The sequence below is a fragment of the Alsobacter sp. SYSU BS001988 genome (genome assembly GCF_054796215.1).
In genome coordinates, this window is the sequence record NZ_JBTAMK010000003.1 from 230,441 (window position 1) to 242,280 (window position 11,840).

Annotated in this window: 9 protein-coding genes; 7 read left to right on the forward strand and 2 right to left on the reverse strand. The window is 71.0% G+C overall.

The window, feature by feature from the left end; genetic code table 11:
• Positions 1-13: 13 nt before the first annotated feature.
• A complete protein-coding gene (locus tag ACYVO7_RS08130) occupies positions 14-1,399 on the reverse strand; it encodes an efflux RND transporter periplasmic adaptor subunit (RefSeq protein ID WP_460449323.1) in 1,386 nt (461 codons plus the stop codon).
• A gap of 71 nt (positions 1,400-1,470) precedes the next feature.
• Positions 1,471-2,862 carry an efflux transporter outer membrane subunit gene (locus ACYVO7_RS08135; protein ID WP_460449324.1) on the reverse strand — a complete coding sequence of 464 codons (1,392 nt, stop codon included), beginning with the start codon at positions 2,860-2,862 and terminating at the stop codon, positions 1,471-1,473.
• A 255-nt stretch (positions 2,863-3,117) separates the two neighbouring features.
• On the opposite strand from ACYVO7_RS08135, the gene ACYVO7_RS08140 reads away from it, so the two are divergent.
• The 7 genes from ACYVO7_RS08140 to ACYVO7_RS08170 all read left to right on the forward strand — a co-directional run bounded on the left by ACYVO7_RS08140 (position 3,118) and on the right by ACYVO7_RS08170 (position 11,830).
• Complete coding sequence (locus ACYVO7_RS08140) at positions 3,118-3,702, forward strand: ANTAR domain-containing response regulator (protein WP_460449325.1); 585 nt, start codon at positions 3,118-3,120, stop codon at positions 3,700-3,702.
• A complete protein-coding gene (locus tag ACYVO7_RS08145; protein WP_460449326.1) occupies positions 3,699-4,748 on the forward strand; it encodes a CmpA/NrtA family ABC transporter substrate-binding protein in 1,050 nt (349 codons plus the stop codon). The genes ACYVO7_RS08140 and ACYVO7_RS08145 overlap by 4 nt, the downstream gene beginning before the upstream one ends.
• 342 nt (positions 4,749-5,090) lie before the next feature.
• Positions 5,091-6,416, forward strand: a complete 1,326-nt coding sequence (locus tag ACYVO7_RS08150) for a CmpA/NrtA family ABC transporter substrate-binding protein (protein ID WP_460449327.1) — start codon at positions 5,091-5,093, stop codon at positions 6,414-6,416.
• Between the two features lie 122 nt (positions 6,417-6,538).
• Positions 6,539-7,450 (forward strand): nitrate ABC transporter permease, encoded by a 912-nt coding sequence (ntrB, locus tag ACYVO7_RS08155; RefSeq protein ID WP_460449328.1) that lies wholly within the window; start codon positions 6,539-6,541, stop codon positions 7,448-7,450.
• 12 nt (positions 7,451-7,462) lie between these two features.
• Positions 7,463-8,269 carry an ABC transporter ATP-binding protein gene (locus ACYVO7_RS08160; RefSeq protein ID WP_460449329.1) on the forward strand — a complete coding sequence of 269 codons (807 nt, stop codon included), beginning with the start codon at positions 7,463-7,465 and terminating at the stop codon, positions 8,267-8,269.
• A 538-nt stretch (positions 8,270-8,807) separates the two neighbouring features.
• Entirely contained in the window at positions 8,808-10,040 is a 1,233-nt protein-coding gene (locus ACYVO7_RS08165; protein WP_460449330.1) for an NAD(P)/FAD-dependent oxidoreductase, read from the forward strand.
• Positions 10,041-10,048: 8 nt separating this feature from the next.
• Complete coding sequence (locus tag ACYVO7_RS08170; protein ID WP_460449331.1) at positions 10,049-11,830, forward strand: NirA family protein; 1,782 nt, start codon at positions 10,049-10,051, stop codon at positions 11,828-11,830.
• Positions 11,831-11,840: the final 10 nt, after the last annotated feature.

The window sequence follows — 11,840 nt, forward strand, 5'->3', positions numbered from 1 at the left end:
CTCTCGGCGTCGCTCATGGCGTCGCCGCCCTGCCGGCGGGCGGCTGGCCCGCCGCCTCGCGCCGCGGGCGCGCTCCGGGCTCGCCGGAAGCGCCGGCGCCCGCCGCCGGGGCGCCGTCGCGCCTGCGCCGGCCCTCGCCGCCCTCCTGGCCGGGCCTCGGGACGCGGCCGCGGACGTCCTGGTGGATCTCGGCCGAGGGCGCGGGCGCCGTTCCCTCCGGCGCCGTCACGCTCACCCGCGCGCCGTCCGCCAGCCGGGCGAAGCCGGTCGTCACCACCCGCTCTCCGGCCTGAAGGCCGGAGGCGATGACCGACTGGACGTCGTCCTGCTGGCCGACCGCGACCTCCCGCACCGCCACCGTGTCCTCCGCCGTGACCACATAGACGAACGCGCCCTTCGGGCCGCGCTGGACCGCCGCGGTCGGGGTCACGACGGCCTGCCGCAACGTCTCGACCAGCAGCCGGACATTGACGAAGGCGCCGGGCCACAGGCCGAGCGAGGCGTTCGGAAACTCGGCCTTCAGCCGCACCGTGCCGGTGGCCACGTCGACCTGGTTGTCGACCACCTGGAGGGCGCCCGTGTCCACCGCGCCCTTGCCGCCCGGGTCCATGGCGTCGACCCGGACCGGACCCGCGGCGCTGGCCTTGATGATGCGCGCCAGCTGCTGCTGGGGCACGTTGAACAGCACCGAGATGGGCTGGATCTGCGAGATCGTCACGATGCCGAGCGCGTCCGACTGCTTGACGATGTTGCCCTCGTCGACGTTGCGGATGCCGGTTCGCCCGTCGATCGGGGAGACGATCGTCGTGTAGGCGAGCGTGGCGCGGGCGCTGTCGATGGCGGCCTGGTCCGATTTCAGCTGCGCCTCCAGCTGCGCCACGGTCGAGCGCTGCGTGTCGGCCTGCTGCTTGGTGACGGCGTTCGTCTCGGACAGGCGGATATATCGCTCCAGGTCCCGCCTGGCGTTGTCGAGCAGGGCGGCGTCCTGCGCCTTCTTGGCCGTCGCCTGGTCGAGCTGGGCCTGGTAGGGCGTCGGGTCGATCAGGGCGAGGACGTCGCCCTTCCGGACCGACTGCCCCTCCTGGAACTGGATCCGGATCAGCTGGCCGTCCACTTGCGGGCGCAGCGTGACGGTGTTGAGCGGCCGCGCCGTCCCGACGCTGTCGATGTAGACCGGCACGTCGGCGAGCCGCGCCGGCGTAGCGATCACGGCCGCGGGCGGCTGGCCCGCGCCGCCCTCCGGCCCGCCGCGGCGCCGGCGACCGCCGCCCGGCGCGCCGCGCTCGGCCACGCCCTCCTGCTGGCCCGGCCAGAAGCGGTCGACCGCCATCGGGCCGATCAGCGCCCCGATGACGGTCAGCATCGTCAGCGGGACGACGACCCGCCACACCCTGCTCATTCACGATCCCTCCGGGGCGGCGCGCGCGCTCCCCCCGACCAGTCCTAACTCAATTGGACAGTCTTATCCCATCACATGGTGTCGACGCTGCGGCTTCGCCGTGGCGCAAGGTCCCAGCCCCCGCCCAGCGCCTGGTACAGGGCCACGATCGCCTGCAGCCGCGCGATCCTGACCTGGGCCAGCGCATCCAGGCTCTGGAACAGGCTCGACTGCGTGTTCAGCACGGTGACGATGTCGACCGTGCCCTCGCGCAGGCGCTGCTCGGAGATCTGGTAGGCCTTGCGCGAGCTCTCGACGGCCTGCGCCTCGAGCTGCTCCTGCCGGGCGAGCTGGCGCACGGCCACGAGCGCGCGCTCCACATCCGCGAAGGCCGACACGATGGACTTGCGATAGAGCTCCAGGAGCTCGCTTTGGCGGCCCTGCGCCTGCTGCAGCTGGCCCTCCAGGCGGCCGCCGCTGAAGATCGGCTGGGCGAGGCCGGCCGCCAGCGTATAGAATCCCGCGCCGGGGCCGAACAGGCTCTTCAGCGCCAGGCTCTCGAAGCCGCCCTGTCCGGTGAGCTGGATCGACGGGTAGAACTGCGCCCGTGCGACGGTGACGTCGGCGCTGGCGGCGGCGAGCTGCTCCTCGGCCGACCGCACGTCCGGGCGGCGCGCCAGCAGCTCGGAGGGCAGGCCGGGATCGATGCGCGGGAACGCCACGCGGGCGACGCCGCCTCCCTTGATGGCGACGCGCTCGGGCGCGCGCCCCAGCAGCACGGCCAGCGTCGACGCGTCCTGCTCGATCTGCTGCTCCAGCGGCGGGATCGCGGCGCGCAGCTGCGCCACCACGGTCGCCTGCTGGGCCTCGTCCAGCGAGGTCGCGGTGCCGACGGCGACCCGCTCGCGGATGAGCGCCAGCACCCGGCTGGCGCTGGCTAGGTTGTCGCGCGCGATGCGCAGCCTGTCCTGCGCGCCGAGAAGATTGAAATAGGTGGTGGCCGTGGTCGCCAGGGTGGACAGCGCCACCGTGTCGCGATCGAAGCGCGACGCCTGCGCGGCGTTCTGGGCCGCGGTCAGCGCCGCCCGGTTCTTGCCCCAGAAGTCGATCTCGTAGCTGGCGCTGAGGCTCGTCGCGAACAGGTTGCGCTCCGTTCCGCGTCCGCCGCCCGACCCCGCCGAACGGATCCGGCTCGCATTGGCCGCGCCGTCGAGCGTGGGCAGCAGCGCCGCTCCGGCGATGCGCGCCTGCGCGTCCGCCTGCACGATCCGATAGGCCGCGGCGCCGATGTCGAAATTGTCGGTCTCGACCGCCTCCATGATGCGCGTCAGCTCCGGCGAGCGGAACGCGCGCCACCACGCGACGTTCGCCGGCGCCCCGCCGGGCGAGCCCTTCGCGGCCTTGAAGTTCGAAGGCGGCGCGATCGAGGCGTCCGGCTTCTCGATGGGCAGGCAGCCGGCGAGCGCGAGCGCGGTCGCGCCCATGAAGGCCGCGAGCCTGCGCCCAACGGGGCGTCTGGGGGAGGGCGGAGGCGTCAAGCCGGATCCTAGCCGCGATGCGAAGAGGGCGGACCGCCGGGGTCCGCGCCGACTCGATCAGAGTCGCGCCTGCAAGACTATGGGATCGCGGCGAAAGAAGGGACTCGGCCCGTCATGCGCGCAGCCGTCGCGGGACGCGGCCCCCGGAGCTGGCGCCAACCTTGCGAGAACCGCCCCAGAGTTGCGGAACGCCGTTCATCCATGCCCAAGCCCACCCGGATCGTCATCATCGACCAGAGCCCCGTCCGGCGCGCCATCCTGGCGGAGGGCCTCCATGAGGCGGGCTTTTCGGATGTGATCCATCTGGAGGGCACGGACCGGATCATGGACCGGATCGTGGCGGCCGAGCCCGACATCATCGTCATCGACCTGGAGAGCCCGAGCCGCGACGTGCTGGAGCAGATGTTCCAGGTGAGCCGCGCCGTGCCCCGGCCGGTCGCCATGTTCGTCGACCAGTCCGACACCTCCATGATCAACGCCGCCATCGACGCCGGCGTCTCGGCCTATGTGGTGGACGGGCTGCGCAAGGACCGGGTGAAGCCCATCCTCGACATGTGCATCAGCCGCTTCAACGCCTTCGCCCGCCTCAAGGACGAGCTGGAGCAGGCGAAGTCGCAGCTGGCCGACCGCAAGGTGATCGACCGCGCCAAGGGCATCCTGATGAAGGCCAAGGGCGTCACCGAGGAGGAGGCCTACGCGCTGCTGCGCAAGACCGCGATGAACGAGAAGAAAAAGGTCGCCGAGATCGCCCAGTCTGTCGTCACGGCGGCGGAGCTGCTGCGATGAGCGCGCGCCTGCGCATCGGCTACATCCCGCTGGTGGACGCGACCTTGCTGCTCGCGGCCGAGCGGTTCGGCTTCGCGGCCGCCGAAGGCCTGGAGCTCGAACTCGTCCCGGAGGTGTCCTGGGCCAATATCCGCGACAAGCTCAATCTCGGGATCCTCGACGCCGCCCACATGCTGGCGCCCTCGGCCATCGCGGCGAGCCTGGGGCTGGGGCAGGTGAAGTCGGCGCTGGTCGCGCCCGTCGCGCTTAACCTGAACGGCAACGCCATCACGATCTCGACCTCGCTGCGGGCCGAGATGGAGGACGTGCTGGACGGCGATCCCGCGGACCCCGCCGCCACGGCGGCGGCGCTGGGGCGCATCGCGCGCGGCCGGCTGCGCAACGGTCTGCCGCAGATCACGCTCGGCCATGTGTTTCCGTTCTCGACGCACCACTACCAGCTGCGGCTCTGGCTGCGTTCGGGCGGCGTCGATCCTGACCAGGACGTCAACCTCGTCGTGCTGCCTCCGCCCTTCATGGCGGAGAGCCTGAAAAATGGGCAACTGGAGGGTTTCTGCGTGGGAGCGCCCTGGAACAGCATCGCGGTGGCGTCCGGCCACGCCGTCATGCTGCATCTGGGCTGCGACATCGTCCCCGACGCGCCCGAGAAGGTGCTGGCGCTGCGCGCCGAGTGGCAGGCCCGGAACGCCGGGCCGACCGCCCGGCTGATCCGCGCGGTGCGGCGCAGCGCCCAGTGGCTGACCCAGCCGGATTCGAAGCGACCGGCCGCCGCCATGCTGGCCGACACCGGCCTGTTCGGCGCCTCCGAGGAATTGCTGCTCGCCATCCTGCGCGGATCGCTGGTCACCTCGCCCGGCGCCGATCCCCATCCTGCTCCCGACTACATCCGGCTTGGACCGGAAACGCTCGCGCCCGACCCGGCTCACGCCGCCTGGCTCATCGACCGCATGGCGGAGGCCGGGCAGCTGGCGGACGGGCCGGAAACGCGGGACGCCGCGTTGGCGACCTACCGGCCGGACCTGTTCGCAGCCGCAATGGCGGGGTGAGCAGTCGCAGACGCGCTTCCCTTCTCCCCCGGGGAGTAGGACGCGCCCTGCAATATTGCAGTGCACAACAATTCAGCGGATGCGTGCCCATCGAGGCAGCGGTAGCGCCTCGGTGAATCTTCTCATGAAGCGCAACTCGCCTCATCAAGTCCCTGTGACAACGACGCTTTCACCCCGCGGGCGCCACTTGGCACGCCGCTTGTATTCATAAACTCAAAGCCGCCAACGCCGTCGGTTTGATCAGAGGCCCTTGCGGGCCGCCCAGCAGCGCCGCTGACCAGCCTTCCCCGGCTTCGAGGGGAGGGCTCGTCAGCGGCGCTTTTCGTTTCAGCGGAGCCGAGCATGACCGAGCGCAAGACCCCCGATCAGACCCACGCCGGCCTCAGCCGTCGCGCCCTGCTGCTGCGCGGCGGAAGCGCGCTGGGCGCCTCCGCCCTGCTGAGCGCCGTCGGCGCGAGCTTCCCGGGCGGCGCCTTCGCGCAGGGGACGGGCCCGGAAGTCACCGGCGCCAAGCTCGGCTACATCGCGCTCACGGACGCCGCGCCGCTGATCGTCGCCAAGGAGAAGGGCCTCTTCGCCAAGCACGGCATGCCCGACGTGGACGTCGCCAAGCAGGCCTCCTGGGGCGCGACGCGCGACAACCTCGTGCTCGGCGGCGCCGCCAACGGCATCGACGGCGCGCATATCCTGACGCCGCTGCCCTACCTGATGTCGGCCGGCAAGGTGACGCAGAACAACGTCCCGGTGCCGATGGTGATCCTGGCGAGGCTCAACCTCGATTGCCAGGGCCTGTCCGTCTCCAACGAGTACAAGGACCTTAAGGTCGGCCTCGACGCCTCGCCGCTCAAGGCCGCCTTCGAGAAGAAAAAGGCCGAGGGCAAGGACGTGAAGGTCGCCATGACCTTCCCGGGCGGCACCCATGATCTCTGGATCCGCTACTGGCTCGCGGCCGGCGGCGTCGATCCCGACAAGGACGTCTCCACCATCGTGGTGCCGCCGCCCCAGATGGTGGCCAACATGAAGGTCGGCAACATGGACGCCTTCTGCGTGGGCGAGCCGTGGAATGAGCAACTCGTCAACCAGGGCATCGGCTTCACGGCGGCGACCACCGGAGAGCTCTGGAAAGGCCACCCCGAAAAGGCGCTTGGCATGCGCGCCGACTGGGTCGAGAAGAACCCCCGCGCGACCCGCGCGCTGCTCATGGCCGTCATGGAGGCCCAGCAGTGGTGCGAGGCCATGGCCAACAAGGATGAGCTGTCGCAGATCCTCGGCCGCCGGCAGTGGTTCAACGTGCCGCCCGCCGACGTGCTCGGCCGGCTCAAGGGCGACGTCAACTACGGCAATGGCCGCTCGGCCAAGGGCACCGACCTCTACATGAAGTTCTGGGCCGGCCACGCGTCGTACCCCTTCAAGTCGCATGACGCCTGGTTCCTCGCCGAGAACGTCCGGTGGGGCAAGTTCGAGCCCACCACCGACATCAAGGCCATGGTCGACAAGGTGAACCGCGAAGACCTGTGGCGCGACGCCGCCAAGGCGCTCGGCGCCGCCGCCGCCGACATCCCGGCCAGCGCCTCGCGCGGCAAGGAGACCTTCTTCGACGGCAAGGTTTTCGACCCCGAGAACCCGTCCGCCTACCTCGCCAGCCTCGGCATTAAGCGCGTGGCCTGAGGGGCGAACCGACCACGCCACCCTACAACGCCCCCCATCCTTCGAGACGCGGGCCCCAGCGGGCCCGCTCCTCAGGATGAGGGGCAGGGTGGCGCACCGAGGATCACGAAGGAGCACCGACCATGGGTCTCGCACTGCTCAAATCCGACGCCGCCGCGCAGGCGGCCGCGTCCAGCGCCAAGCCGGCGGCGGCCGCCGCCGTGGTGGCCCTGGCGCCCCGCGGCAAGAGCCTTCCCGATCGGGTTCGTCCGGTCCTGCGCTGGTTCGGCTTCAACGTCGTCCCGCCGCTGGTGACGCTCGCCGTCCTCCTGCTGGTCTGGCAGATCCTGTGCGATCGTCCCGGCGCCACGCTGCCGGCCCCGTCCGTGATCTGGACGGAAGCGCGCGACCTCATCGTGTCGCCATTTTTCGATCTCGGCAGCCAGGACATCGGCCTCGGCTGGCGGGTGCTCGTCTCGCTCCAGCGCGTCGCGATCGGCTTCGGGCTGGCGGCGATCGCCGGCATCCTGATGGGCGCGCTGATCGGCCAGTCCGAATGGGCGATGCGCGGCCTCGACCCGATCTTCCAGGTGCTGCGCACGGTGCCGCCGCTCGCCTGGCTGCCGATCGCGCTCGCGGCGTTCCGCGACAGCCGGCCCTCGGCGATTTTCGTGATCTTCATCACGGCGATCTGGCCGATCATCATCAACACCGCGGTCGGCATCCGCAACATCCCGGTGGACTACCGCAACGTCGCCGCCGTGCTGCGGCTGAACTCCTTCGAGTTCTTCTGGACGATCATGCTGCCGTCCGCCGCCCCGTACATCTTCACGGGCCTGCGCATCGGCGTCGGCCTGTCCTGGCTCGCCATCGTGGCGGCCGAGATGCTCACCGGCGGGGTCGGCATCGGCTTCTTCATCTGGGACGCCTGGAACTCGTCCCGCCTGCCCGACATCATCGTCGCGCTCGCCTATATCGGCCTGGTCGGCTTCGCGCTGGACCGGCTCGTCGGCGGGCTCGGCGCCCTCGTCACCCGCGGCACGTCCGCCAGCTGAGGAGCCGCCGCCATGACCTCATCCGAGAAGCCCTACCTCAAGCTCGACCACGTCGGTAAAAGCTTCACCCGCGCGGGCGTCACCTCCGAGGTGCTGAAGGACGTCAGCCTGACGATCGACCGCAACGAGTTCGTGTCGATCATCGGCCATTCCGGCTGCGGCAAGTCCACTTTGCTGAACCTCGTGGCCGGGCTCACGCAGGTCTCGACCGGCGCGGTGCTGCTGGAGGACCGCGAAGTCAACAGCCCCGGCCCGGACCGCGCCGTGGTGTTCCAGAACCACTCGCTGCTGCCCTGGCTCAGCGTCTACGCCAATGTTCGTCTCGGCGTGGACAAGGTGTTCGGCTCCGCCAAGAGCCGCGCCGAGCGGCATGACTGGACGATGCACAATCTCGAACTCGTCCAGATGGCGCACGCCAAGGACAAGCGGCCCTCCGAGATCTCCGGCGGCATGAAGCAGCGCGTCGGCATCGCCCGCGCGCTCGCGATGGAGCCGAAGGTGCTGCTGCTGGATGAGCCCTTCGGCGCCCTGGACGCGCTGACGCGCGCGCATCTGCAGGACTCGCTGATGCAGATCCACGCCTCGCTGGGCAACACGGTTATCATGATCACCCACGACGTGGACGAGGCCGTGCTGCTCTCCGACCGCATCGTGATGATGACCAACGGCCCCTCCGCCCGCATCGGCGAAGTGCTCACCGTGGAGCTGCCCCGCCCGCGCAAGCGGCTCGAGATGGCGGCGCATCCCACCTACCTGAAAGCCCGCGAAGCCGTGCTGCGCTTCCTCTACGAGCGCCACCGCTTCGTGGAAGCCGCGTGACCGCGATGGCTGTTTTCGCCAAGGCGCCGCCCGAACCCTTCTCCCCGGTACGGGGAGAAGGTGGCCGAGCGCAGCGAGGTCGGATGAGGGGAACCGCGGCCGGCCCTCACCCCAGCCCTCTCCCCGCGCCGGGGAGAGGGGGCGCATCGCACGCTTCGACCATGTTGGGAGCCTCTTTCGCGACCGTCCTCTTGCCACCGCAGGCGCCGCCCGAACCCTTCTCCCCGGCACGGGGAGAAGGTGGCCGAGCGCAGCGAGGTCGGATGAGGGGAGCCGCGGCGGGCCCTCACCCCAGCCCTCTCCCCGTGCCGGGGAGAGGGGGCGCATCGCACGCTTCCGCCATGTTGGGAGCCTCTTTCGCGACCGTCCTCTTGCCACCGCAGGCGCCGCCCGAACCCTTCTCCCCGGTACGGGGAGAAGGTGGCCGAGCGCAGCGAGGTCGGATGAGGGGAGCCGCGGCCGGCCCTCACCCCAACCCTCTCCCCGCGCCGGGGAGAGGGGGCGCATCGAGCGCTTCCCATGTCGTGGGAGCCGTCTCATGAGCGAGCCCCTCGTCGTCGTCGGCGCCGGCATGGCGGCGGCCCGCTTCGTGGAGGAGCTCTCCGCCCGCGCGCTGGGCCGCTACTCCATCCTGGTCGTCGGCGAGGAGCCGCGTCCGGCCTATAACCGCGTGCTGCTGTCGTCCCTGCTGGCCGACGAGATCGCCGATGCGGACCTGGAGCTGAAGCCCGCCGCCTGGTGGCGCGCCAAGGGCGTCAGCACCCTGTTCGGCCGCGCCGTGACGGCGATCAACCGGGAGGCGAAGACGGTCGCGCTCAGCGACGGCCGTATGCTGCCCTACGGCAAGCTCGTGCTGGCGACCGGCTCCCGCCCGATCCGCCTGCCCAAGCCCGGCATGGACCTGCCCGGCGTGATCACCTTCCGCGACGTCGCAGACGTGGACGCCATGCGGGCCGCCGCCCGGCGGGGCTGCCGCTCGGTGGTGATCGGCGGCGGGCTGCTCGGGCTGGAAGCGGCCTACGGCCTCGCCAAGGCGGGCGTGCCCGTCACCCTCATCCACATCATGGACCGGCTGATGGAGCGCCAGCTCGACGCGCCCGCCGCTGCCTTGCTGGCCGACGCCATGCGGCGCAACGGCGTCGAGATCGTGCTGCAGGCCGACACCGCCCGGGTGCTGGGGAGCGAGCGCGCCGAGGGCGTCGAACTGACGGACGGGCGCGCGCTGCCAGCCGACCTCGTGGTCTGCGCCGTGGGCGTGCGCCCCAACGCCGACCTCGCCCGCGCGGCGGGGCTGGAGGTGAACCGCGGCGTGCTGGTCAATGACGGGCTGATCGCATCCGACCCCGCCATCCACGCCATCGGCGAATGCGCGGAGCATCGCGGCGCCTGCTACGGCCTCGTGGAGCCCGGCTACGAGATGGCGGCTGCGCTGGCGCGCCGCCTGGCAGGCGACGCATGGGCGGCCTATGGCGGCTCGGTGCTGTCCACCAACCTCAAGGTTTCGGGCGTCCCTGTGTTCTCGGCCGGCGACTTCTCGGGCGGGGAGGGGACGCAGGACCTCGTGTTCACGGACGCGGCCGCCGGCGTCTATCGCCGCCTCGTGCTGAAGGGCCCAGCCGTCGTCGGGGCCGTGCTGGTCGGCGACGCCACGGACGCGCTTTGGTACCGCGACCTCATCCGCTCGGGCGAAAACGTCGCCGCCATTCGCCATTCGCTCGTCTTCGGCCGCGCCTTCTGCGCCGAGGCCGTCCCCCTCCCGAAAGCCGCCTGAGGTCCCCCATGGGCGATGATTTCACTCCCGACCAGAAGCGCTATCTCGAAGGCTTCGTCTCCGGCGTCCAGGCGTCGCGGGCGTCCAAAGGCCTTGCGCCGCTCGGAGGCGCAGGCGCGCCCGCGCCGGCCAAGGCCGGCCACGACGGGCCGGACGCGATCCACCTGGAGGCCCAGGACCGCACGACCGCATCCGGCAAGAAGCTCGTCGACCAGGAGAAGTGGAAGCGTGAGGAGCACCCCTTCGACGCCTATCCGCGCCTGAAGGAGCAGGCCAAGGCCGACCAGTTCCCCAAGCCCGCCGACAACTTCCGCTGGCGCTACTACGGCCTGTTTTATGTCGCCCCCGCGCAGGACAGCTACATGTGCCGCCTGCGCATCCCCAACGGCATCCTCAAGGCGCACCAGTTCGAGGGCGTCGCCGACCTCGCCGAGCGCTGCGGCGGCGGCTACGCGCACGCCACCACGCGCGCCAACCTCCAGTTCCGCGAGATCCCGGCCCGCTGCGCCATCGACGTCGTGGAAGGGCTGATCGACCTCGGCCTCACGGCGCGGGGCTCCGGCGCCGACAATATCCGCAACGTCACGGGCGACGCGACGGCGGGCATCGACCCGCAGGCGCTGCTCGACACGCGTCCTTATGCCCGCGAGTGGCACTTCCACATCATCAACGACCGGTCGCTCTATGGCCTGCCGCGCAAGTTCAACGTCTCCTTCGACGGCGGCGGCCGCGTGCCGACGCTGGAGGACACCAACGACATCGGCTTCCAGGCGGTCCAGGTTCTTGACGGCGCCGGCGTCGAGCCCGGCGTCTGGTTCCGGCTCATCCTGGGCGGCATCACGGGCCACCGTGATCTCGCCCGCGACACGGGCGTGCTGGTGAAGCCGGAGGACGCCACCCGGGTGGCCGACGCCATCGTGCGCGTCTTCATCCGCGAGGGCGACCGCACCAACCGGGCCAAGTCGCGCCTGAAATACGTGTTGGATTCGTGGGGCTTCGACCGGTTTCTTGCCGCCGTTGAATCAGAACTTCAGCTTCAGCTCCCGCGCGTGGACGCCGCCTTCGTGGCGCCCCGGCCGGCGCAGGACCGGCAGGCCCATATCGGCGCCCACCCGCAGGCGCAGCCCGGCCTGAACTGGCTCGGCGTGGTGCTGCCGGTCGGCAAGATGACCTGCGAGCAGATGCGCGGCCTCGCCGCCCTGTCGCGCGACATGGGCGACGGCGACATCCGCCTCACGGTCTGGCAGAACCTGCTGATCTCCGGCGTCCCGGACGCGCGGCTCGACGCCGCCAAGCGCCGCATCGAGGTGCTCGGACTCGGCTGGAAGGCGACGAGCGTGCGCGCCGGCCTGGTCGCCTGCACGGGCAGCAAGGGCTGCCGCTTCGCCGGCGCGGACACCAAGGGCGCGGCCGAGGACATCGCGGCCTGGTGCGAGGCGCGCATCGGGCTCGACCAGCCGGTCAACATCCACGTCACCGGCTGCCATCACTCCTGCGCTCAGCACTATATCGGCGACATCGGCCTCATCGGCGCCCGAGTCCCCGTCAACGAGGACGGCGACACGGTGGATGGCTACCACCTCGTGGTCGGCGGCGGCTTCGGCGAAACCGGCGCCATCGGCCGCGAGGTCCTGCGCGACGTGAAGGCGACGGACGCGCCCGCTGCCGTGGAGCGCCTGCTGCGCGCCTGGACGGAGCATCGCGCCGACCCGGCCGAAAGCTTCCAGACCTTCACCCGCCGCCACGAGCCGGAGGCGCTCGCCGCCTTCGCGCAGGGAGGCGCCGCATGAGCGATCTCTA